The organism is Roseburia sp. OM02-15, from assembly GCF_003481835.1.
GTDB classification, from domain to species: Bacteria; Bacillota; Clostridia; order Lachnospirales; family Lachnospiraceae; genus Eubacterium_I; species Eubacterium_I ramulus_A.
Map to the genome: position 1 here is coordinate 3134 of NZ_QULX01000016.1, position 24606 is coordinate 27739.

Below are 24606 nucleotides of genomic sequence, written 5' to 3' on the forward strand. Positions count from 1 at the left end.
TTACTAATCGTTTGAGGGCTTGACCAAAAGGTTGAAATGAATCGGATTTCTGTGTGAAGTTTTGAAGGTATATATCATGTACCTTATTCCTCGATAGCTCAATGGTAGAGCACTCGGCTGTTAACCGAGTTGTTGTAGGTTCGAGCCCTACTCGGGGAGTTTTTTCGTAATTAATTATTTACGAAATGAATTTTCGCATATTGACTTATTCCTTCGGGAATGATATAATGCAAAAAGTATATTAATTAAATATGGCGACATAGCCAAGTGGTAAGGCAAAGGTCTGCAACACCTCTATCACCAGTTCGAATCTGGTTGTCGCCTCTAGTAACCTCAGAAATCAAAAGTTTTTGAGGTTTTTTATGTTCTAACTAAATAGAAGTGTAAAAAAACCGTAAATATTGAAATAAATAACTTTATTGTTAATTATTTATTTGGTATTATTATAAAAATAGGAATTAATAAGACCAAAGATGTGAGGATAAACATATGAGAAAAAAGACATCGCAGTTAAAAAATTATATTGTGGCAACTGGTGTTTTCATTATTGCGGTGGTAATTGGCATTTTAGTATTTTTTGCCGGAGTACAGCATTCTGTGGAGAAAAATTCACAGAGAACAATGATGAATAATGTAAAACGTCAGAGTGAACATTTGAGCTCTATTTTAGCAATTCATTATCAGTATTTGAATGGGTTGGCAAAAGAAATGGGGCAGGATGAGGAGCTGATTACTCAGGAGCATTTAGATAAGTTGATCAATATTTATGAATCAACAGATCTGGAGCGGACGGCATTGATTGAACCGGATGGAACGGCATATTATGACAATGGTGTTGTAAAAAATGTTTCTCACAGACGGTATTTCAAAGAAGCAATTAATGGACAGCAGACCTTAAGTGATCCGCTGGAGAGTAGTGTTGATCAGGAAACAAGAGTGGTTCTTGGGGTGCCGGTATATGATAAAAATCAGCAGATAATCGGTATTTTAGGCGGTTCTTACAATGTAACAATGTTAAGTCATATGCTGTTTGATGATCTGTTTGATGGTGAAGGCGATACATTGATCGTTAATCATACGGGAAAAATTATTACCTATGAAGATGGAAATGGTAATAAAAAACAGATTGAATATGGTGATAATTTATTTACATATTACACAGAGAAAAATAAAAATCAGGAAGATACACTGGCACAGGTGCAGGATGATTTTATTGCAAGTGAATCTGGTTTTATTCGCTTAGGTTTGGATAATACAAGTGCACAGGACTACTATATGACTTATATGCCAATCGGAATGAATGACTGGATGCTTTGTTATATTGTTCCGGTCAAAGCAGCGCAGAAATCCTATGCTTTTATTCAGGAATATGAAATGATCTTCATGTTGGTATTTTGCGTGTTAGTAGGTATTTTAGTTATTTATATTGCACGTAAAAATAATCGGGAAAAGGTAAAATTACTGGCAGTAGCACAGCGTGATGCTCTGACGGGATTGTATAACAAAGACTACACACAGAAATTTATCGAACGAATCTTACAGCAGGAATCTGGACAGCATGGTTTTGTGATTCTGGATGTAGATTATTTTAAGAGCGTGAATGACAGTTACGGTCATCTTGTAGGTGACAAAGTCTTAAGTATGCTTGGAAAATTTTTGCAGGGCCAGTTCCGGGAAGATGATATTGTAGGACGTATCGGTGGCGATGAGTTTGTCATTTTAATGCGCAATATTTCTGATCGGGACAAGGCAGAGCAGAGAATTCATAATCTGTTGAAGAATCTTCCGGAAATGAAGATTGAGGAAATGGATAACCGCAGTATTACGATCAGTGTTGGTGTGGCATTGGCACCGGATAACGGAAATACGTTTATTGAGCTGTATCGACATGCGGATCAGGCACTGTATGAGACAAAGAGAGGCGGTCGAAACGGTTATTCTATTTACAATCCGAATTGGACGGAGAATACGACAGAGGAATAAAAATTTTCTAAGAAAAATATATGTGAAGATGGAGAGTATCTTACTATAAATGGTTTATGGAAAATCATTATAGTAAGTGGTCAGCGTGGCGTATTTGAGTGTGATGATATTTTGAATAATACAAAAAGTGAGATTGCGATTCCTGCTATCAAAAAGTAATATATAATTAAAAAATATGTTGATCTATTAGTAGGATAGAAAACAGAGATATTTTTGGGATTTTGAAAAGCAGGAGTGTGATTTTGAAGTGAGTGCAATAAGAAAAATTTGTGGAAAATTGAACATTGTATGCTACCTGTTACTGCTATTTCAGGTCTGGCATGTATGTCAGTATGGCGGCAGACGGCTCAGTGTGATCATTATCGGAGCAATCGGAGCGGCTTTGATCTGTAGTATCATCATATGGAGCGTGCTGACTGCTTATTTGAAGAAAAATGGAAGTCTGACACAGGAAAGAGGATTTTCTTTCTGGATCTCACTGTTAATCATTCTGATCGGAAGCGGCTGTGCTGTCGGAGGTGTGATTTATTCTGCGATTCCGGGACATGGACGGCTGGCAGAAAAGCTGCAGGAAAAGCAGACGGTTCAGTATGTTTCTTATGATCATGATAATTTTTTCAACAATGGTGTGCAGGGATTGCTGGATGATATTGGCAAGAAGATTGATCTGCCGAAGGAATTATACGTTGCCGGTGATGGCGTAAAAATTATTTTTAATGAACGTGGAACCGTGCAGAAGGTGAATACCTTTTTATATGGAAGAGATAAGAATGACAAAGACAGAACATTTCTGATTTCTTATGACGCAACCAAGAGTGACAAAATCAGAGTTGATCTGGATGGCTATACCAGTGGATCTTATGATTCTGATCATTTGTTGCAACCGATGATCCGTATTTTGAGTTTTGCAGATTGTCAGAAATATGTCAGTCGGTGGCAGAAAGCAATTAATGCGACATCGGGAAAAACTGTGACCTATGGCGTGTTATATTATGGTGTTCGTTCCTTTACAACCAGTGATGGATTGGAGTATTTGCCGGGAGATGTGGATGGTGACGGTGTCGTCAGTGGAGAGACAGATTTTTCTGCATTGGATGCAGGCGGAGAGATGAGCGGGTACGAAGTGTCTCTCTATATTCCGGGAATGGAGGATACGATCACACCGGTGCGTTATATGATGGAGCCTCAGTATACACCATTGAGTGAACTGTCGGAGGAACATGAGGCAGAACAGTCGCTGGAGGCGCAGTTGTCGGATGGATGGCATGTGGATCAGAATAATGGTTCTGTGGAATTTTATGTGGAAAAAAATCTGGGCTGGCGATTGGAAATCGTCGATGCGGCTGCAGGCAGCAGGTTTTATGATCTGAATCAGACGACAGATGGCGGTAAAACATGGACAAAAATAAATGAAGATCCGTTTGATGGGACAATGGGTGTGGCAGAAGGTCTGGAGTTTTTCGACAGTCAGTTTGGATTTGCGGGACTGGCAGGCGCTTCCGGGGCACATTCGCAGATTTATGTGACTTACAACGGTGGTGCGACTTTTGAGCCGGTGACATTGCCGCTGGATTCGGCAACGGAGTTATCTCCATATGCGTCGGAACTGCATTTTTCCGCAAGCGACTATCAGTATATGATGATGCCGGAAAAAGATGGTGACACGTATAAAATTAAGCTGATCAATCAGGTGGGCGAGCAGGAAGGAATCTGTTTTACGACTGAGGATCAGGGAAAAACGTGGACGTTTGCAGGAGCTTTTTCTGACTATGGTAATGATGGGGAATAAAAATTTTTCAAAATTCATTTAGCTATCATAATTCTCTGCTATGATGGGAGCATCAAAAGTTGACGGAAAGATTTATGGTGAAAACAGTAAATTTTACGGGCTTAAAATGTTCGAAAAACGCATGGGGGAAATATGATGAACGACACGTTAGTACAAAGTTTTTTATCGGTGGCAGCAGAAGGCAGTTTTTGTAAAGCGGCAGAGAAAATTTATATTTCTCAGCCAAATTTGAGCAGAAACATCGCGCGTCTGGAAAAAGAACTGAATGTGCAGCTTTTTGACAGAAGTGGAAAACATATTGCGCTGACAGAGGCGGGACGGATTTATCAGAATGTATTTCAGAAAGTGGAACAGTGCATGGCAGATGCAAAAGAGCGGGTAGAGCGTCTGGAAGCACTGGAAATGGGCATGATCCGCATCGGTTATGTCAACGGATGGAATATCGGAAGTTATATTCAACCGATTTTAAAAAAACTGCGTCTGGAATATCCGGGAGTTAAGGTGTCTCTGGAAGCTTATAATCTTCAGGAGCTGTCTGCACGTTTTCAGATGGGTCAGCTGGATCTGATCATTACATTAGAAGAACGTGCGGCTAAGATTTATGATGCACAAACATTTGTGATCGATACGGCACCGGAAGTGATCTTGTTTTCGAATACGCTGTTTCGGAATAAAAAGAAGAACTGGAAGCCGGAGGATTTTCGGAAGGAAACATTTTTTGTGCTGGCAGATGACCGGGAAGATATGCAGGCGGAGTATATCCGGACAATTGGAAGTAAGTATGGATTTGTGCCGAATTTCTGCAGCGTAAACAGTATGGAATCGATTCTGATGAATGTGGAAAATGGTCTTGGGGTGACTGTCTGCAATTCATGGGTGAGAAATGTGTATACACAGGGATTTCAGTGCTGTCCGTTGGAACATTCCGTACAGATCGCGGCGGCATGGAAACAACCGGAGGAGCAGTCGGTACTCAATATTTTGCTGGCTATGATAACAGGAGAAGCATCTACAAGTTGCAAAATTATCGCATAAAAGTTATGATACAAAGTATCATGGGGGTGGGACAATGGCGAAAATTTTAGTGGTGGATGATGAATTATCGATCCGTATGGGAATCCGGGAATTTGCAGAATATCAGGGATATGAAGTAGAGGAAGCTGCCAACGGAAAAGAAGCGGTGGAACGTTGCCGGCAGAAGGATTTTGACGTCATTATCATGGATATTATGATGCCGGAGATGGACGGATACGAAGCATATAAAAAAATCCGGGAGATCAAAGATATTCCTGCGCTGATGCTTTCCGCAAAAGGAGAGGAATATGATAAGCTACAGGGATTTGAACTTGGAATTGATGATTACGTGGTGAAACCATTTTCGATTCGTGAACTGGTGGCGCGGATCGGTGTGATCTTGCAGCGGAATCAGAAAAATAAAAAGAAAACAGAGACGGAAGGCACATATCAGGAAGTAGAAAAATACGAATTTGAGGGACTTTCTGTCAATGTGTCTGCGAGGGAAGTTTTTGTGGATGGTGTGCGTGTGGAACTACGCCCCAAGGAGTATGATCTGCTGTTTTTTCTGGTGAGAAACAGAGGCATTGTTTTTTCTAGAGACGCGTTACTGGAAAAAGTGTGGGGATTTGATTTCATGGGAGATGACCGGACGGTGGATGCACAGATCAAGATGCTGCGGCATGCCTTAGGGGAACATCGCACCTACATTGTAACATACAGAGGGGCAGGATATAAATTTGAAGCTGATCAGAAAGAAACATAAGATGATGTTTGGTCTGTGGGTTGGATTTATGGGACTTGCAGGCGCAATGGCGATCATGTTCTGGATGGTGTTACATTTTTCGGTACAGGGAAAATATCAGGAACAGGCAGAAAATGACCTGAAAGCGGCCGCACAGTCTATCTGGGATATGTACGATCAGGAAGATTTTGAGGCAAATATCGCTTTTTTGGCGAAGACGAATGATTATTTTGTTCAGATCGTATCGGAAAAAGATATGCAGGTGTTGCTGTCGGTAAACAATCAGGGAGAAAATGCGGCGCCGCAGCAGGATGATATTGTAGATGAGACGCTGTTTCAGCGGTTGGATGAGTCGGATGGAATCTGTCAGTATTATGTAAAAGATGATGTCAGGATATCGAATTGGGTGGTTCAGGCAGTGGTGCTGGCAAATATTGACGGCGCCAGAGAAGTGCTGGTGGTGAGCAAATCACTGGCAGATGTGGATGCACTGATGCGGCTTCTGACCAGTCGGTATTTGCTGGTGACAGTGACGGTGCTGATTCTGGCATCGATTCTGTCTATCTGTCTGGCAATACATTTTTCGCGACCATTTCAGCATCTGAATAAGAGTGCACAACAGATGGCAGCAGGTGATTATAAAACTGTGTTTGTCCGGGAAGGTCCGGTGGAAGCCAGACAGCTTGCAGATACACTGGAACAGGCGGAACAGGAATTTAATAAAACGGAATCCCTGCGACGGGATTTTGTGGCAAATGTCAGTCATGATATGAAAACACCATTAACAGTAATTCGCATGTATGCGGAAATGCTGGAAGCCTTTTCCGGGGAAATTCCGGAGAAAAGGGAAGAACATGTGCGGATGATTCTGGATGAGACGGATCGACTGACAAACTTTATCAGTGATACTTTGGATCTGGCAAAATTGCAGTCCGGAACGATGGAAATGGAAGAAACGGTATTTTCGATTCGCGGCGTGGCAGAGGAAGTGTTATCCAGTGTCTGTGCAAACCGACCGGAGTTTCATTTTAAACTGGAATGCATGGAGGATGTGCAGGTGCAGGCAGATCGTCGTCTGATCTACCGGGTGATCTACAATTTTGCTTCCAATGCGGTAAAATATTCCGGAGATAAAACGGAGGCACGAATTCTGATCCGGCGGTATCAGGGCAGCGTCCGGGTGGAAGTCATTGATTATGGAATCGGAATCGAACCGGACAAACTTCCGTATATCTGGAACCGGTTTTATCAGGTAAAACCGAATGAACGGGAAAAATGCGGCATGGGTGTGGGCTTGAATATTGCAAGTGAGATCCTGAAACTGCATCATGCGCCGTTTGGTGTGGAGAGCACGCCGAATAAAGGAACCTGTTTCTGGTTTATGCTGGAGGCGTACGATGAAAAATAGAGTGTGGCAGGCAATTGTTGTGATCGTGTTTCTGGTGGTATTATCACGTACCGCCCTGCAGCGCGATCTGCAGGCAAGTGCCTTTGAAGAAAAAATTAATCAGTCTCTGGAAAACGGGTATCTGCCGGTGGTGGTTCTGTCTCAGGAGAGCGGAGAGTACCGTTCTCTGGGAAAATCTGCCTTGTGGGCAGCAGAATATGCGGCAGATAAAGTGAATGAAAATGGCGGCGTGAATGGCTGTAAGGTCCAGATCATTTCGGAAAATACCAATTCAGAGAAAAGTAAAGCGCTGAGTCTTTTTCAGGGTGCAAGCCGGGCTTCTTTTCTGGTTCTTGGACCAATGGATGCGCCGGAGACCGCGTATATTGCAAAAAATGTGGAGCGTAATCAGACTATTAATATTGCGGCATATTCTTTTGCGGAATCCAGAAATACCATGGCACCGCATGGAATCTCTTATATGAGCGATTCGGAGGCAGGCGATCTGGAGGAAGTGCGGGTATGGTCACAGGCAAATCCGGATATCAAAAATGTGGTGCTTTTTACCATGTCGGAGGATGAGTCTCAGGAAAATACGACGGAACTTTTGCAGGATCGTCTGGAGGATATGGGACTGCATCTTTTGAAGATCGTGGATATCAGGCAGGGAGCCAGTGATAAGGATTATGCCTATTATGCCATTCAGGCATTGAATCAGGGGGCGGACGGATATATTTTTCTGGTGCGTGGCAAGGAAACCGGAAATATTCTGTTGAAACTCAGAAGTCATGGAGTGGAGGAAGGTCGGCAGATTTCTACTTCTTTTTCCGCGTATGGCAGTGAATTGTTTGATGTGGCAGGAAATATGCTGGATGGCATTTCTATCTGGAATAAATTTGATCCGGTTTATCAGGGAAAAGACTGGCAGCAATTGCTGCAGGATTATCGGATCGCCCGTCATGGGACGGAGCAGGTGTCGAATCCGGTGGCAGATTATTATGATTCGGTAATGGCGATCTGTCAGTGTTATGAGGAATTTGGCATTACCAGTGAGAATTATAAGGAGTTTATTGGCAATCAGGAAGTGGTTGACTGGTTTTATAATTCCAAGCAGTTGAAAGGTATTCAGAGCTCTTACCAGTGGCAGGAGGGACAGAAAGTGACGGATTACCAGTTTTTCGTGTTTGATGGGAAGACGCCGGTGAACCGGAGCAGCAGGTAGTAATCGTGTAGATTTGTAGAAAAATATGCTGTTTCCCTGTGAGCGTGATGATTTCAAGAAAATGTTCTGCATGTGAGGAATGTACAGAAATGTTGTATATCAAAATTGATATGATTTAATAAAATTTTTAGTATTTGATTATAGAATGTTTATATTTTATACTAAGTATAGTCATAAAAATACTCAGACAAAGGAGGAGAATGAGAAATGGCTGCATTAGGTATTATAGGCATTATTGTTGGTGTCGCTGTTTTGATCTACGGCGCATACAAAGGAATCAGCACAATTATTCTTGCACCGTTATGTGCACTGCTGATCGCGTTGTTCAACGGAATGAACCTGTTGACAACATTTACAGACACTATGCTGCCAAGCGTATGTAACTATGTTACAGCAATGCTTGGTCCGGTATTGATGGGATGTGTTATCGCTGCATTATATAACGCAAGTGGTGCTGCATTATCCATCGCAAACGCATTATATGATTTATTCACAATCAAAGCAAGAAAACAGGCTGCCGCAGGTCAGCAGGTTGTTATGAAACCGATTCTTGCTATCCTTACAATTTATGTAATCGGTACTGTACTTGCTTACAGTGGAATGAACCCGGTTGTACTGATGTTCATTTTATTCCCGATCGCTATGGACTTGTTTGAAAAAGCAAAAATGCCAAGAGCTATGGGCCCTGGTGTTGTTTTAGGAGCACTTGCAACTGCAGCATGCTCTATGCCGGGTACTACATCCGACCAGAACGTTATCGCTGTACAGATGCTTGGTACATCTCCGATGGCAGCAGCAGTTCCTGGATTTATCGGTGGCGCAGTTGTCCTGATCCTGAACATCGTTATGATGAACATTATCTCTAAAAAAGAAATCGCAAAAGGACACGTATACGACGTTGCACCAAACGCACCAAAACGTCCGGAGGGACAGAAAACACCGCACTGGTTACTTTCCATTATCCCGATCGCAGTAACACTGATCTGCTTTAACGGACTTGGATGGAACATTTTAGTAAGTATGATGCTCAACATCATTCTTTCCCTGATTTTCTTCTTCCCATATTATGGAAAATTCTCAGGACTGAAAGAACTGATCAAACCGGTTGGAGAGCAGACAACTATGCTGGTTCTTCAGGTTGGTTTACTTGGAGCTATCGGTGGTGTCGTAGCAGCATCTCCGGCATTCCCGGTACTGACAAACGGATTATTAAACATGGGTGGTCCGGCATTATTCAAGGTAGTACTTGCAATCGCATTACTGACTGGTGCATCCGGATCAGGTCCTGCAGGTCTGTCCGCTACATTACCGTACATGTCAGAGACATTCGCAAGCATGGGTATCAACATGAGTGCTCTGCACCGTGTATCCGTATTTGCATCTCAGACACTTGATACATTACCGACAAACCCGGGATATATCATCGCTACAGGTATTGCAGAAGTTGAGATCAAAGATTCTTACAAATATGTATTTATCACAACTGTATTAAATACAACAATTACTGCTCTGGTTGTTGCATTGATCCTGACAATTTTCCCAGGTCTTGCATAAGCAGCGTAAGTACATAATGAAAAAAACTGATTACAGGAAATGGAGATTTTTCCATATCCGGTAATAGAACCCCTTCCAAACAGGAAGAAGCAAAATAAGTGCCGCATGGTTTTCCTTTAATAGAAAGCCACGCGGCATTTTTATGGTTTACAGGTTGAACGGACATTTAATAATCTGTAAAATACAATTAGAAAAACGGAAATATGCTGTAACGAAAGTGGGAAAACGGCTATTAATAGATAGAACAACAAAAATACAGGTTGTTTAAGTAAGTTTTTTTAATGCTGGTTGAAACGGTTAAGATATGGAGTGTATTTAAGAAACAAAATAACGTTGGCGGAAAGGAGGGGAAACGCAGGTGCAGGATATGGATGCTGTATACCGTCAGCATGCGCAGACGGTGTTTAAATATCTGATGTCATTGACGCATGATGCGGATCTGGCGGAAGAACTGACGCAGGAAACGTTTTATCAGGCGGTACGAAGTATTGACCGTTTTGATGAAAGCTGCAAGATCACAACGTGGCTGTGCGCCATTGCGAAAAATCAGTATTTTGCTTATGCGAAAAAACATGCGCGGCTGCAGGTTGATCCGGATGTGGATCTGATGTCTGACGGAGTGGGCGTGACAGGAAATACCGTGTCGGCGGAGCAGGAAGTGCTGCAGCAGATTGGGCAGGTGGAGTTATTGAAAAAACTGCATGCGTTTCCAGAGCCGGGCAGGGAAGTGTTGTATCTGAGGATGTTTGGAAATCTGTCTTTTCGGGAGATCGGTGAGGTTATGGGAAAAACGGAGAACTGGGCGCGGGTGACTTTTTTCCGGGCGCGCACAAATCTTAAGCATCAATTAGAAATGGATGAAACGTAAGTGTGAGAGAAGGTTGAATGGATGCAGGCAGAAATGTAAGTGTGTTTTTTGATAGAAATAATGACAGGAAGATAAGAAAAGTGGAAATAAAGATGTTTTGGAAGGGAGATGAAATGGCATGAAAAATGATCTGACGTGTGAAGTTGTGCAGGATCTGCTTCCGTCTTATGTGGATGGACTGACAAGTGATGTGAGTAATCAGGCGGTGGAACAACATTTGAAAACATGCGAAAGCTGCCGAAAATTATATCGTGAGATGCAAGAACCAATGAATGGAGAGAATGTGTCTGATATAAATGAGGGGCAGAAGGCTGATTCCAAGAATTTATCAGAAATAGATTATCTGAAAAAGATTCGAAGCAAAAACCGGATGCGGATTTTGACAGCAGTTCTGATTTTCGCAATTGCGGTTGGTGTGGGACTTTGGAGTAAAGTGTATGTCATTGGGCAGAAGGTAGAGCAGGCGGAGTTCGTGCAGGCAGATGTGGTCGTTGAGGATCATAACGTGTCCGTGCAAGGGTTACTGCTTGATACAACAAAAGGTGTATCAGATGTGGCGTTTCAGGAGAAGGATGGCATTGTGACGGTATCTTTGCGGGAAACCAGAAAGTCATCGTTTCATACCAATGAGTTTCAGGTGGATTATCAGAGTTCTGAAGACGTAAAACAGGTTGTTTTGGAAAATCGGATTTTGTGGGATGATGGAGTGTCGATTGACGGAACTGTTTCAGATTTGTACCAGAGCAGAAATCCATATGTGGGAGATACTTCTGCGGATGGACGGTCTGTGCAGGCTGCCAGAGCGGTACTTGGAATCAATGATGGTGCGTTACTTTCTTATGGCACACAGTTGCAGACTTCTAAGGAACCTTATGGATGGACGTTTTTGAATGTGCAGATTTCTTCATCTGACAATGTGGAACGGCTGCAGCAGGAGATGAAACAGCTTGGTTGTCTGCTGATCGCGGTGACGGATAATCTGGGTTATGTCAGCTTTGAGTATAGTGTGGATGGAGCAGAAAATTCGGATGGAAGTACGACATTGACGGTAACGGAAGCGGATGCAGATGCGATGGCAGGACAGTCGGTGAAGGCGATGGCGCAGACACCGGCGGGATTGCAGGAATTGGTGGAATTGATAAAGTAAACTGGCAGTAAATATTTTGAATAAATACACTGGCATATGTTGATTCAGGATAGTGTGAAAAATCTCATATGCAATGGATTTGAATTTACTAAAAGTAAAAATGGGTATAAAAATACACGTGAATTGACTTATTGCAATCAGTCCACGTGTATTTTTGGTATTAGTCTGAAGTTAAAAGTATTTATACTATATGTATTTAGAAAGTATCTTTCTCTTCCTCATATAAGGTTGGCAGAATTGCTGCCAGGTTTGTAAACTCTTTGATGTTGTGTGCGAATAATCCCTGTGGTACGATTGGAGGGATAGATACGCCTTCCGGAATTGCTTTTACAACATTTCCGTCTTCATCCATGCGGTATCCGATCCAGAAACGGGACTCAAATAATACACCGTTTTTGTATGGATGCCACTTGTGCGTCATGACAGCTGCACAGCTGCTTTTTCCAACTGCACAGACCATAGATTCACAGTTTTCTGTACCAAGGATGCTCTCATCATAGCCAAGATCTGCCGGTCTCTTGAAGCAAAGCTGTAAGAACTCAGGTCCCGGTCCAACATCCTCCATGATGTAGTGATCAACGCCCCATGTTTTCTGGTTCATTGGTACGTTCGGATCTACAACGTAAGATGCCGGATATGCTCTTGCAAAATAGTGATCTTCCGGATCCCAGATTTTGTAACGCAGGTCAGATCCTACGGAATGCCATGGGAACCACCAGTCAAGCATTTCGCCTGTAACGCCCGGCATGTAAGTGGTATTACATACAAGACCTGTTCCGTTAGCAGCAACACCGTAACCGATGTTTGCATATTCATCAGCTTCCCCTTTTAAGAATTTATTTCTCTCCTCAAATGGAATACATTTTTCCGGGACGATCGGTCCACCCTGTAAAATAGTGATTTTCTCAGCTGGTACAGGAGCTAAATCCTGCTCAAAATATTTGTAGTAAGAAAGTTTTTTCTCTTCTTCGGAAACTCCAACTTTAACGCCTGGTTTGCTCATGTTAAAATCCTCCTCCTTATATAAAATGCTTCGTTTTGTGATGGTTTTATTGTAACTGATAATAAGATAAAAAGACACTATTTAATTAGATATAGATATAACTTTTATGTTATACTATTTTTAGTTTACCTGTTCTGTATATGTAAATGATGATCATATTGTTATGAAGTAGCATTCGCATATATAGGGACAAAGGAAGTGCTGTTTTATCTCAGTCGAGAAGACTCCCACTTCTGCAAGTGGTGAGTAATAACAAGTCTTTCTCAGTGGGAGTACAATCTCCGACTGAGATAAACGCTCCGCGGGGGCGCACATTGTCTGGGAGACAATTGGTTTGCGCCGACCGGAACGAAGTGTAGATGTGCAGTGATTCTGAGAAGAATATGTCAGCTTTCGCTGACCAGAATCACGCACCAAGTCTCACGTGCGTTCGACTTGAATCTAAAAGGAGAAGCACATGACCACAAAAACATTAGAATATTTTCTGGTAGTAGTAAAACATTTGAATATTTCAAAGGCGGCGAAGGAGCTTTTTATCAGTCAACCGGCACTGAGCAAACAGATCAGCCAGCTTGAGGCGGAACTGGGTGTCAGTCTGTTTGACCGGACAAAACATTCTCTGAAACTAACGTATGCGGGGGAAGTATTGCTGTCAGAGACAAATGAACTGTTTAACAAGCGGGAGGAACTTTTGCAGCGGGTGCGGGCAGCAGGAAATGTATCGGAAAATGATCTTCATTTGTGCCACATGCCGGGGGCATTGAATTATCATGTGGCAGACGTGTTGGCGCAGTTTCAGAGCCGGTATCCGGAAATTGATCTGAAGCTGACCGGAAGTCTGCCAAGTCAGATTTTTTCTGACTTATTAAATGGAAAAATTGATGCGGGAATCATTCTGGCAACGACGACCACCTGTCCGGAACCTTTGCAAATGCAGACGTTGCATGAAGCACAGCTTTCACTGGCAGTTCCGAAGGGACATAAATATGCGGATTATGAACAGATTTCTTTCCATGATATTTCCAACGAAACACTTTTGTATCTGAGTGAGCAGGAAGCACCGGTACAGCATGCGTTGCTGCCATTTTTCCTACATGGAAGTCATCGAGATTATCACAACAGGATCGAATATCTGCCAAATATGGAAACGGTTGTATCGCTGGTGCGGGCGAATCGCGGAGTGGCGTTTATCGCGCGGGATTACTGTGCCGCATCGTTGGAAAACCTGATTTTGATACCGATCGCCGATGCAATGCCGATTTCTTTAAACCTGGTGTATAACCCAAAACATATATCCGGGCAGTTGAAGAAATTGCAGAAAATGATGGGGGATTTGTCATGACAATTACGAAAAATATGCTTCTGTATTTTATCCGGGATATGGGAATCACCATTTTAGGGGAAACAAAGACGGAACAGCAATTTGCAGGAATCAAACACTGGATTCCGGAACGGAAAGATCTGAGCGATGAGTATTTGTATTTATATGATGGCGCGCATATTCCGGAGAAAACGCAGATATTATCGCAAACGGTATGTATGCTGGTGATTTTTTCACAAAAGGAAGCCGGTCAGAAAAATCAGGAGCAGCGAAAAAAATGGAGACAGTTTCATAATAATCTGATCTGTATCGAGACGGAAAAATCAGTGCCGGAAGTCATGAATGCACTGGTGGAAATTTTTTACCGCCTGGTTGAATGGGACAAAAATATGCACATTGCGGCGCTGGAAGGAAAGGACGTGCAGGAGCTGATCGATATCAGTGAGCCGGTTCTGGAATATCCGATGATCGTATTTGATGCAAGTTTCGATGTGCTGGCATATACAAAGCATTGCGAATCTCATTACAAGACCTTTTGGGAAACCGTGCAGCAGGGATATACGGATGCACATACCATGGAGCAGCTGAAGAAAAAGCAGATTTTTTCCCAGATACGGGAAGGAGAAATGTTGATCGCGCCGTCAGCGGAAAACGCTGGCACGAATATTTATCTGCAGTTTTTCAGCGGACAGACGCTGCTTGGCTATACCTCTTTTTTCTGTGGGGATCATTCACCGGAAGATGGATATCTGGATCTGGTCCGCATGTTTATGAAAAATATGTCTTTTTATTTGCAGCGCAATTATGAAAATCAGAGACATGGTCGGATGATGTATGAGACATTTCTGGCAAACCTGCTTGGAACGGCAGAAATTCCAGAGGACCGTATCACGGAGCAGGTAAATATGATCGACGGACTGGAAGAAACCGGCTATTTTGCTCTGGGAATTCTTGATTTTTCCAATCAGGAAAATGTGCCGCTGAAGTTTCTGGCGCGTCTGTTGGAGCGGCAGTCCTGGGAGATCAAACCGTTTTTGTATGAGAAACATATTTGTCTGCTGAAATACAGCAAAGTACCGTTGCATCAGGAAGTGTTTTTCAATGAAAAGGAGCTTGGGATTCTGCGGCAGCTTCTGGAGCAGTATCAGTACCGCATCGGGATCAGCAATATTTTTAATGAGTTAAGGTGTCTGCGGGATGCGTACACACAGGCGGTGTTTACTTTGTCATGGAATGAGAATGTTTTGCAGAAAACAAAGGAGCAGGTGATCTATCAGTATAAGGATGTGGTGATGTATCATCTGTTTTCAAGGATGGAAGATGAAATGAATCCGAGGGCGATGCAGTCGGAGTTTTATCGTGAGGTGGCAAAGTATGATCGGGAGCATCATAGTGCATATGGAAAAACGGTGTTGTGTTATCTAAAAAATGACTGCAGTGCAACACGCACATCAGCAGAACTTGGAATTCACCGAAATACAGTGCGGAATGTGATTCAGTCGGTGGAAGAAAACTATGGCATTTCGCTGGATGACGCGGAGGAAAAGATGCGGTATATTTTGTCGATGCAGATAGAACAATACCTTAGCTGAGTGCAAAATGCACAATTGTATTCTTGAAAATACATATGATTTATGCCAGATGAAAGGTCAAATAGAAAAGCGTTATTGATAAAATCTCCTTAATAGGTGTTCGAAAAAGAGCAACAGGTGAAGGAGGTTTTATTTTTATGAGGTTAAAAACAGATCTGGTAATCATGGGAAGTGGTATGGCAGGAATTTCTGCAGCAGATGCAGCCCTTGCCCGTGGAAAAAAAGTAATGGTATTTGAGAAGAAACCGTATCAGGGTGGAGCAGTTTCCAACTGTCCGATCGCATACTTAAGTATTCGAAATGACAAAGATTTTCAGAATACAGCATTTCATTTATTGTATGAGTATTCTAACTACAACGCAAATCCATCCGTGATCCGTCAGTATGTAAACAATTCCTGGAGAACAAAAGAGTATATTGAGCGTCTTGGAATTAAGATGATCCAGACACAGAAACTGGAGCTTGAGGATATCGGAAATCCGAAATATGCAGATGGATTTCCGCCGGCGATCATGGCACATGGTGATTTTTATCTGGTTCCTGGTCGTGGAAAAGGACACGGCGGTGCGCTGATCTGTTTGAATGCCATGAAAGATATCATTAAACGTGGCGGACAGTATATGCTCAACACACCGATCACAGATATTCTGGTGGACGAGAACGGAAAAGTAAATGGCGTAAAAGCTGTAAATAATGAGACAAAAGAAGAAATCGAAGTGGAATGTGAAGCAGTCATCATTGCCAGCGGCGGAATTATGGAAGACCGTGAGATGATGAAGAAATATACCGGATTTACATTTACTGATTATAACTGTTCCGGTGACGGAAATGTGCTGTTTAACTGCTATCCGAACTCCGGTCAAACCGGTGACGGACAGAAGCTTGCATGGAAACTTGGCGGCGCACAGAGCGCGATCGCTGTATCCGGACACAATCTGGTTCCTGGACCGGGCATCGTGGCAAGTTCTCCGTGGATCGTATACAACGAGACACGTACCATTCAGGAGCAGCCGTATCTCTGGGTAAACAAAAACGGCGAGCGTTTCATTGATGAAAGTATTTCCAACAACCATATGGCGATCAGCACCGGTATCGCTAATCAGCCAAACGGTGAGAGCTATATCGTATTTGATGAGGATACCCGTCGTCATCTGGAAGAAGATGGTGTGGACTACATGTATTTCATTTTCCCGGTAGAAAAACTGACGGATATTCCGGGACAGTTTAAGACACTGATCAACGAAAAAGGCAACAAACACGTATTTATGACAGATACGATCGAGGAGCTGTGTGCACAGTCTGGCATCGATCAGGCAGGCTTAGAGGAAACACTGGATCGCTACAACGGATATTGTGATAATGGCGAGGATGAAGAGTTCGGAAAAGATGCAAAATATCTCCGCCCGGTACGCAAAGGTCCGTTCTATGCAATGCGTGTTTTCTGTGCAGGTTATGACACCATTGGCGGTATCAAAGTAAACGGAAAAATGCAGGTTATCCGCGAAGACGGAAAAGCAATTCCGGGACTTTACGCAGCCGGTGACAATATGATGAGCGAATTTTACGGAAACCCGCCGACAGGTGGAAGTGCAGGTGCTTATTTTGCAATGCCGTTTGGTTTTGCTGCAGGAGACAGTGCCTGTGATTATCTGGAGAAAAATGCATAATTGAACAGCAGATGAGTTGTGAAAACGGCATTTTAAAAGTTTTGGTATATTTTGAAAAATAAAGTTGGAGGAACGGAAAATGAAAGTTGAAATAAAAGAATATTGTGTTCGGTGCGGTATTTGCGTAGGTCTGTATCCAGAGTTGTTTGCACATAATTTTGACAAAGATTGTATTGATGTGAAATACGATGAACTTCCGGCAGAACTGGAAGAAACTGCGAAAAATGCGGCACGTGATTGTGCGGTGACAGCGATTTATTTGAAAAAATAAATCATATGCTAGGGTGGCAAATTAAACAAAAATGATGTTATTTCAGGAGTTGAAAAATCAGGTTTTTGACTCCTGATTTTTGATATAGCCAGAAAATACAAGGGATGTAGCAGAAAGATGGGGTTTATGCAATTTGTACAGAAAAAATTTTGTGATAAAAACGGGCATTGATGGTGAAAGAAAGGCATTATATACTGGCTACACTTTATAAATGTCATGACGAATGCATTCTCAGAAATGAATAAAAGAAAAATAACAAAATTGACAATATGGTATATGTGCCATATAATATAGGGGAATACATATGACAAAATTTGAAGTTATTGCATATGAAACAGAGGACGGAGATAATCCTGTAGAAAAATTTTTAGATAAGCTTAATCCAAAAATGAGAGCTAAGATATGTCAAGAAGACACAAAAAACACCTGTAGCAGAAATACAATTAGCAAAAGCGCGACGAGAAGACTATATGGAAAGGATGAAGAAGGTATGAAAACATTAAATGAAATGTTGGAAAAACAGATGAATGATGAAAACTTTCGAAAAGAATATGAAGAAATGCAACCGGAGTTTGATGTAATTAGAGCAATTGTAGATGCACGTACTTTTCAAAATTTAACACAAAAGGAATTAGCAGAACGTACAGGGATTGATCAGGCAGATATTAGCAAACTGGAAAATGGAACAAGAAATCCATCTGTTAACTTGTTAAAAAGATTAGCAGAAGGAATGGGGATGGTGTTAAAGATTGAATTTGTACCAAAACAGAAAGCATGATGTTTTGGAAAGAGGAATCAAAAATAATAAAATAAAATCTGCCTCCCCCGAAAAAGAATGAGAAAAGATAAGGGGGAGGCAGAGCAGGAGTAAAGATGCCTTTTGTAATAGGGATAGGATGAAGTCCTATTTAGTTGTGCAAAATAAGGCATCTTTTTTGTTTTATATATATCTAACAATGATATATAACATAGAAACAGTAATAACGATCAATGTTGCCGGAATGGAGTACTTGCAATACTGCTTCCAGGAAATATGATGACCGTTTTTGGATGCAACGGCGATGCCAACGACATTCGCAGAAGCACCGATCGGAGTTGCGCTGCCACCGATGTCAGTACCAAGGGCAAGTGTCCATGCAAGGACGGACAGATCTGCACCGGAAGTTGCAGCAAGGCTTTTGATGATCGGGATCATCGTAGCCGAAAATGGAATATTATCAATGATCGCGCTTGCTACAGCGGAGATCCAGATAATAATAATTACGATAAATGTGATATTTCCACCACTGATCGCATGAATAAAGGTTGCGATCAGTTCGAGAATACCGGTTTCTTCCAGACCGCCAACGACTACAAATAAGCCGGTGAAAAATACAAGTGTCGGATAATCAACACGTCGCAGGATTGCTTTGCTTTTCTTACCTGCTGTGATGCAGGTAGCAACCGCGGCAATGATGCCGATGGTGGAAACTGTTAAACCGGTCTGACCATGTGTTACCAGCAGAATTACGGCACAGAGGAAAATCACAGTGCTGATGATAAAAGCACGTTTATTTGTGATGGCACTCTGCGGTGTCGGCATTTTTTCGATTTCTTCTTCGGAAAGATTTCGTTTACCAAGTTTTTTACGAAAACACATGTAAAAGAAGAAAATCATCAATACCAGACAGATGATTGCGATCACACCGGTATTGGTCAGGAAATCGGTAAAGGTATAATGCAGAGCCGTTCCGATAATGATATTTGGCGGATCGCCGCACATCGTGGAAGAACCACCAAGGTTCGAACAGAAGATTTCTGCGATAATGACCGGAATCGGATCAAACTGCAATAGTTTACTTTGGGTAATTGTGATTGCCGCAAGGAATAAAATTACGGTAATGCTGTCAATAAACATGGACAGGACAAAGGCAAGGATCATAAACATGATAAAAATCTTTGTCGTGTTGTATCTGACTGCTTTGGCAATGGTCAGGCAGAGCCAGGAGAAAAATCCGGAAAGTGCCATTCCTTCCACCATGATCATCATACCAGCGATGAAAATGATGGTCTGCCAGTTGATTCCTTTTGTGCTTTCTGTCGCTTCCGCCCCCGCGCGCCAGAAATCAACAGATGTAAAAGTTTGAAAGTTCAGGGTGTCCCAGAGTGCAGTTGCACTGTGCATACAGACACCAAAGACGAGAATGATAGTCGCGATGCTGCAGATGGTCGTGGCTATGTGCCGTGGGATTTTTTCCGTGATGATCAATGCAAACATGATCAGGAAAATAATAACGGCTGTGATTTGTGCTGCCATAAATACCTCCTCAAATTTTGTGTATGCGGTAGTAAGCCAGAACCGTCCCAATCACGTTCTGAATATACCATATACTACATATGTAAAAAGCCCCTGCTATCATTATGTCTTAAAAGAACTGACAAGTCAAATAGAAGTCAGACATATTTCTATAATGCAAATTCCATGCCAGTTTTTTGCTCATTTCCATTTTCCTGTCGAATCAAATAAATATTTTTAAATTATTTTGGTCATTTGTTTCGTATGAAAATCCTGTTGAATGGCTTATCAGATAGAGTTTTATCACTAAGATATTATGTCTGTTTACAAAGAAAAGATGCTGACTGTGAAAAATTTTGTATGTTGGCCAGCGCATTCGATGAAGAAGATTTTTACAAAATATATGTCAAAAATAATTTACCTCAGTCGAGAAGACTCCCACTTCTGCAAGTGGTGAGTAATAACAAGTCTTTCTCAGTGGGAGTACAATCCCCGACTGAGATAAGCGCTCCGCGGGGATGTGCAGGGATTCTGAGAAGAATATGTCAGCTTTCGCTGACCAGAATCACGCACCAAGTCTCACGTGCGTTCGACTTGAATTTTGTTTACATAAATGCTATTTTGAGAGAAAGATATTTTGTAAACATATTCGAAAAAGTGTAATATCGGAGATGCGGGACAGAACGTGAGTGTTTTTTGAGTATGTACTGTCGGATGTTTATCTCAGTCTGAGTTAAGACTCCCACCTCTATAGGTGGTGAGAAACAAGCTAGTATCAGTGGTGGGAGCCAATCCCCCATCTAATATAGCCTCCGGCAGGATTACAGAGGTGCGCAGTTGAAGTATGTCATGCAATTGCATGACGCGCATCTCGCAACAAGAATGCCGGAGCATTCTTGAACAAGAGCGATGGAAGGAGTTACTTGAATACATTTTTGCAAGTCTAGTTTTTTGACTCTCTATACTGGATTGGAGTCATATGGTATTTCTTTTTAAAGGTGCGGCTAAAGTGTTCGACGTTTGGGTAGCCGATGGAGGCCGCGATGTTTTCTGCTGTCATGTTTCCGTTTTTTAACAGGGTGCATGCTTTTTTCATGCGGATGTTTGTGACGTGTTCGCCGAAGGTTACGCCGGATTTTTCACGGATGTATTTGCTGATGTATGGCTCTGTCAGGTGAAATTCCTGTGACATATCTGCTAATGTCACGTTCTGGTAATGGTTCTGAATGTAGTTCAGCATTTTTGTCAGGCGGACGTCTTCGCAGGCGTTGCCTTTTTGTACGGCGAGCATTTTGTTGACGCTGACGCACAGGGCCTGAATGGAGGCTTTGATGATGTCTTCGTCGATGCCCGCACCCCAGTAAGTCGTGTTGTCTTTTTTGATGCAGACATAGGCAATCGCCTTGGATGAAGTTGTCTGGGTTAAGGCATGTTCTTCGTAGTTCATCAAGGTGTAATCAATGTTGAAGAACTGTTTTACTGCGTTGCTGACTGCGTCCAGACGGCCGTTTCCGTTTGCGTCGATGACTGTCTCTTTTTCACCGTTTAAAATGGTGACTTCTGCCATGATGCCATCCGCTAACTGTTTGAAATGGCTTTCGGTAATGCGGAAGTAATTCATGGAGTGAAGGTACTGCTCCTCAAATATTTCATATACGTTCTGCGGGGACAGTTCCTGATGCATTTCGTCGGATATCTGTTTAATGGCATAACCCACGTCTTCACGCATTGCTTCTGGAAGAACAACGCCAAAGTTCTGTTTTAAAATGTAGCTGATACCGCCTTTGCCGGACTGACTGTTGATGCGGATCACGTCACCGTCATAGGTGCGTCCGATATCTTTCGGATCGATGGGCAGATATGGCACGGTCCATTTGTCAGTTTTGTGTTCCTCACGCCAGGTCATTCCTTTGGAAATTGCATCCTGATGAGAACCGGAAAATGCGGTAAATACCAGATCGCCGGCGTATGGCTGACGTTCATGCACTTTCATTCCGGTGTAAGTTTCATAACCTGCGCGGATTGCTGATATGTCGGAAAAATCAAGTTCCGGATCGATACCATGGGAAAACAGGTTCATCGCCATGGTGACGATATCCATGTTTCCGGTGCGCTCACCGTTTCCAAATAATGTACCTTCGATGCGGTCTGCGCCTGCCAGAACACCGAGTTCCGCGTCGGCAACAGCACAGCCGCGGTCGTTATGTGGATGCAGGGATAATAAAACGGCATCTCTGTATTTTAAATGTTTGTGAATGTATTCAATCTGTGTGGCAAACACATGCGGCATGGAATTTTCCACGGTAGCCGGAATGTTGATAATGGCTTTATGATCCGGTGTCGGCTGCCAGATATCAAGTACCGCATTGCAGATTTCGACTGCGTAATCGACTTCGGTTCCGGTGCAGCTTTCCGGGCTGTACTGCAGATAAATGTTTCCACTTTGTTTGTCAGCAAGTTCTTTTACCATGATGGCGCCATCTACAGCGGTTTTTATGATTTCTTCTTTGCTCTTATGAAAAACCTGTTCTCTCTGCGCCACAGAAGTGGAAAGATACAGGTGAACGATGACATTCTGAGCGCCTTCAATGGCTTCGAAAGTTTTTCTGATAATATGTTCTCTTGCCTGGGTAAGCACCTGAATGGTGACATCTTCCGGGATCATATCCTGCTCAATTAATGTTCTGACAAAATCATATTCAGTTTCGGAAGCTGCGGGAAATCCGACTTCAATTTGTTTGAATCCGATTTTTACAAGCATTTGGAAAAACTGAATTTTTTCTTCCAGACTCATCGGCTCTACTAACGCCTGGTTTCCATCTCTTAAATCTACGGAACACCAGATTGGTGCTTTAGTCAAATATTCTTTTTTCACCCAGTCATACGTACATTCTAGTGGCATAAAATAAGCTCTTTCATAGTTTTCGTAATGTTTCATAGTCTTCTGTTCCTCCTTATCTGTTAGCTATCATGTAATAATTCGTTTCATATAAAAAAGGCTCTCATCCCTACAACCATGTAATAGTTGTAGAGACGAAAGCCATTCTTCCGCGGTACCACTCTACTTCGTATCAAATACGCACTCATCAGCACTGTCATGCTGTCCTCCTGTAACGGTGAGATTCCGTCAGTTCCTACTATAATTACATTTTTAACTCATACTCATATGTTTTACCTCAATTCAGACTGTGTTGATTAAATCTGTAGTCTTTTAAAAGTTCGAATTGAATTGACAAATAAAAGAATGTAATCTTGTTCAAAACCGCTGCTCAAAGGCGAGTTCACTGTATTTCTTTTATTGCCTCACACCAACCGGCAACTCTCTGAAAAAAGTAGGACAGTTACTATTCCTTGTCTTCGCATTTCATGTTTCAGAGTATAACATAATGTTTATAGTAGCAGAATGATTTATTTTAATCAATATTATTGATTTATTTTAAAGGAACGGATATGCTGCTTGGCAACTGGTTGCAGACCGCAGCGCGAAATTTCCCAATGGCATTGTTCTGGCAGTTGTTCTACGCAGGTCCATTTGTAAGATTCGTTTTTTGTAAAGTATGCAAATTTACCGAAAAAAGAAGTAAAAAAGTGCACGAAAGGGAAATAATCTGTTAAATGGAAAATTGTCAATCGTGATTTTGCTGAAAAATTGTTTTCATCTAAAAACAATTTGGGAAAATTTGCCGATTGCAAAATCTGGAAGTTGTATTAATATATGTACAAGAAAAGATCAACGGAGGTTAATGAGTTTTGAAAGAGCAACCGCACGGTCTTTTATTTTCTTCAAAATAATGGTAGTACCAATTATGAGAAAGCAGTATCATTTACAAATTGAATGCAAGTCGTAAGGCGATTACGTTCATGAGTAAGTAGCAAAAGTGGATTGCGAATGTTCGCTTTACCAACTGTAATAATTGGAAAACATTTTTCAGGAGAAAACAAAAAATAGAAGAAAGAGAAAAGAAGGAGGTGACCGCTACGAACGGACTGGTAGATGAGTTGATCGACCAATTGAGTGTCAAGACAGTGTTCACGATACCCATTTTTGGTGGAATCAAAATCGCAGAATCAGTTGTCGTTATGTGGATCATTATGGCAGTCGTCATAGTGGCATCGATTTTCCTGACGCGGAACTTAAGCGTGGAGAATCCGGGAAAGAGACAGTTGTTTCTGGAAGTGTGTATCGGAAAATTCTATGGATTTTTCGAAGGGCTGCTCGGAGAGGAAGGAAAAGGTTATATTCCTTATCTGATGAGCGTCGGTCTGTTTATCGGTATTGCAAATGTAATTGGCTTATTTGGATTTAAGCCTCCGACAAAGGACCTGAATTGTACGATCGCTCTTGCGTTGATGAGTATCATACTGGTGGAAACCGCCGGTATCCGTGCAAAAGGTGTGAAGAAGTGGGCGAAAGGATTTACGCAGCCTGTCGCGATCATTACACCGATCAACATTTTGGAAATCTTCATCCGACCATTTTCATTATGTTTGCGACTGTTCGGAAATGTACTTGGCGCATTTGTTATTATGGAGCTGATCAAGGCGGTTGTGCCGATGGTGGTACCGCTGGTATTTAGTTTCTATTTTGATATTTTTGATGGATTGATCCAGGCATATGTATTTGTGTTCCTGACATCGTTGTACATCAAGGAAGCTATTGAGTTGCAGGCGGAGTAAAGGTCAATGTATTTTGACAGAAAACCTGTAACGTAACATATCGAAAAGTCCTGTCAATGATCTCACAAATTATGTGAGTTTTACAAAATAA

Annotated in this window: 18 protein-coding genes, 2 tRNA genes and 1 other annotated feature; of the genes, 17 read left to right on the top strand and 3 right to left on the bottom strand. The window is 42.1% G+C overall.

What is annotated here, in order from left to right:
* Positions 1–87: 87 nt before the first annotated feature.
* The 11 genes from DXB15_RS12975 (at position 88) to DXB15_RS13025 (ending at position 11709) form a co-directional block, all read left to right on the top strand.
* Positions 88–159: transfer RNA gene (locus DXB15_RS12975), tRNA-Asn, on the top strand.
* Positions 160–253: 94 nt separating this feature from the next.
* A tRNA-Cys gene (locus DXB15_RS12980) sits at positions 254–324 on the top strand.
* A 165-nt stretch (positions 325–489) separates the two neighbouring features.
* The gene (locus DXB15_RS12985; RefSeq protein WP_118703195.1) at positions 490–1983 is read left to right on the top strand and encodes a sensor domain-containing diguanylate cyclase; all 1494 of its coding nucleotides are present in this window, start codon (positions 490–492) and stop codon (positions 1981–1983) included.
* A gap of 247 nt (positions 1984–2230) precedes the next feature.
* The gene (locus DXB15_RS12990) at positions 2231–3772 is read left to right on the top strand and encodes a WD40/YVTN/BNR-like repeat-containing protein (RefSeq protein ID WP_118703196.1); all 1542 of its coding nucleotides are present in this window, start codon (positions 2231–2233) and stop codon (positions 3770–3772) included.
* A gap of 135 nt (positions 3773–3907) precedes the next feature.
* The gene (locus tag DXB15_RS12995; RefSeq protein WP_158582271.1) at positions 3908–4807 is read left to right on the top strand and encodes a LysR family transcriptional regulator; all 900 of its coding nucleotides are present in this window, start codon (positions 3908–3910) and stop codon (positions 4805–4807) included.
* A 34-nt stretch (positions 4808–4841) separates the two neighbouring features.
* On the top strand, positions 4842–5552 hold the full coding sequence (locus DXB15_RS13000) for a response regulator transcription factor (RefSeq protein WP_109216333.1): 711 nt from the start codon (positions 4842–4844) through the stop codon (positions 5550–5552).
* A complete protein-coding gene (locus DXB15_RS13005; protein ID WP_118703198.1) occupies positions 5527–6939 on the top strand; it encodes a sensor histidine kinase in 1413 nt (470 codons plus the stop codon). Before DXB15_RS13000 ends, DXB15_RS13005 begins: the two co-directional genes overlap by 26 nt.
* Positions 6929–8140: an ABC transporter substrate-binding protein gene (locus DXB15_RS13010; RefSeq protein WP_158582272.1), complete on the top strand. Its 1212-nt coding sequence runs from the start codon at positions 6929–6931 to the stop codon at positions 8138–8140. Before DXB15_RS13005 ends, DXB15_RS13010 begins: the two co-directional genes overlap by 11 nt.
* A 207-nt stretch (positions 8141–8347) precedes the next feature.
* Positions 8348–9694 (top strand): GntP family permease, encoded by a 1347-nt coding sequence (locus DXB15_RS13015; protein ID WP_109216336.1) that lies wholly within the window; start codon positions 8348–8350, stop codon positions 9692–9694.
* Positions 9695–10061: 367 nt separating this feature from the next.
* Positions 10062–10562, top strand: coding sequence for an RNA polymerase sigma factor (locus tag DXB15_RS13020; protein ID WP_243115654.1), 501 nt, complete (start codon positions 10062–10064; stop codon positions 10560–10562).
* Positions 10563–10680: 118 nt separating this feature from the next.
* On the top strand, positions 10681–11709 hold the full coding sequence (locus tag DXB15_RS13025; RefSeq protein WP_118703201.1) for a DUF4825 domain-containing protein: 1029 nt from the start codon (positions 10681–10683) through the stop codon (positions 11707–11709).
* Between the two features lie 196 nt (positions 11710–11905).
* Here the strand turns inward: DXB15_RS13025 and DXB15_RS13030 are convergent, their stop codons facing one another.
* Positions 11906–12712 (bottom strand): DAPG hydrolase family protein, encoded by an 807-nt coding sequence (locus tag DXB15_RS13030; RefSeq protein ID WP_118703202.1) that lies wholly within the window; start codon positions 12710–12712, stop codon positions 11906–11908.
* Positions 12713–13169: 457 nt separating this feature from the next.
* On the opposite strand from DXB15_RS13030, the gene DXB15_RS13035 reads away from it, so the two are divergent.
* The 5 genes from DXB15_RS13035 (at position 13170) to DXB15_RS17760 (ending at position 18341) form a co-directional block, all read left to right on the top strand.
* Positions 13170–14054 carry a LysR family transcriptional regulator gene (locus DXB15_RS13035; protein WP_109216341.1) on the top strand — a complete coding sequence of 295 codons (885 nt, stop codon included), beginning with the start codon at positions 13170–13172 and terminating at the stop codon, positions 14052–14054.
* Entirely contained in the window at positions 14051–15625 is a 1575-nt protein-coding gene (locus tag DXB15_RS13040; protein WP_118703203.1) for a PucR family transcriptional regulator, read from the top strand. Before DXB15_RS13035 ends, DXB15_RS13040 begins: the two co-directional genes overlap by 4 nt.
* Before the next feature lie 137 nt (positions 15626–15762).
* Entirely contained in the window at positions 15763–17292 is a 1530-nt protein-coding gene (locus DXB15_RS13045) for an FAD-dependent oxidoreductase (RefSeq protein ID WP_109216343.1), read from the top strand.
* 79 nt (positions 17293–17371) lie between these two features.
* Positions 17372–17563 (top strand): ferredoxin, encoded by a 192-nt coding sequence (locus tag DXB15_RS13050; protein WP_109216344.1) that lies wholly within the window; start codon positions 17372–17374, stop codon positions 17561–17563.
* Between the two features lie 508 nt (positions 17564–18071).
* Positions 18072–18341 carry a helix-turn-helix domain-containing protein gene (locus DXB15_RS17760; protein WP_442969705.1) on the top strand — a complete coding sequence of 90 codons (270 nt, stop codon included), beginning with the start codon at positions 18072–18074 and terminating at the stop codon, positions 18339–18341.
* A gap of 162 nt (positions 18342–18503) precedes the next feature.
* Here the strand turns inward: DXB15_RS17760 and DXB15_RS13065 are convergent, their stop codons facing one another.
* Both DXB15_RS13065 and DXB15_RS13070 read right to left on the bottom strand, forming a co-directional pair.
* The gene (locus DXB15_RS13065; protein ID WP_109216346.1) at positions 18504–19859 is read right to left on the bottom strand and encodes an SLC13 family permease; all 1356 of its coding nucleotides are present in this window, start codon (positions 19857–19859) and stop codon (positions 18504–18506) included.
* A 922-nt stretch (positions 19860–20781) separates the two neighbouring features.
* A complete protein-coding gene (locus tag DXB15_RS13070; protein WP_118703205.1) occupies positions 20782–22776 on the bottom strand; it encodes a 2-isopropylmalate synthase in 1995 nt (664 codons plus the stop codon).
* Positions 22777–22864: 88 nt separating this feature from the next.
* Positions 22865–23205 (bottom strand) — a binding site (T-box leader).
* Between the two features lie 602 nt (positions 23206–23807).
* Here DXB15_RS13070 and DXB15_RS13080 point away from each other — a divergent pair.
* Positions 23808–24515 carry a F0F1 ATP synthase subunit A gene (locus DXB15_RS13080; protein ID WP_109216348.1) on the top strand — a complete coding sequence of 236 codons (708 nt, stop codon included), beginning with the start codon at positions 23808–23810 and terminating at the stop codon, positions 24513–24515.
* Positions 24516–24606 lie beyond the last annotated feature (91 nt).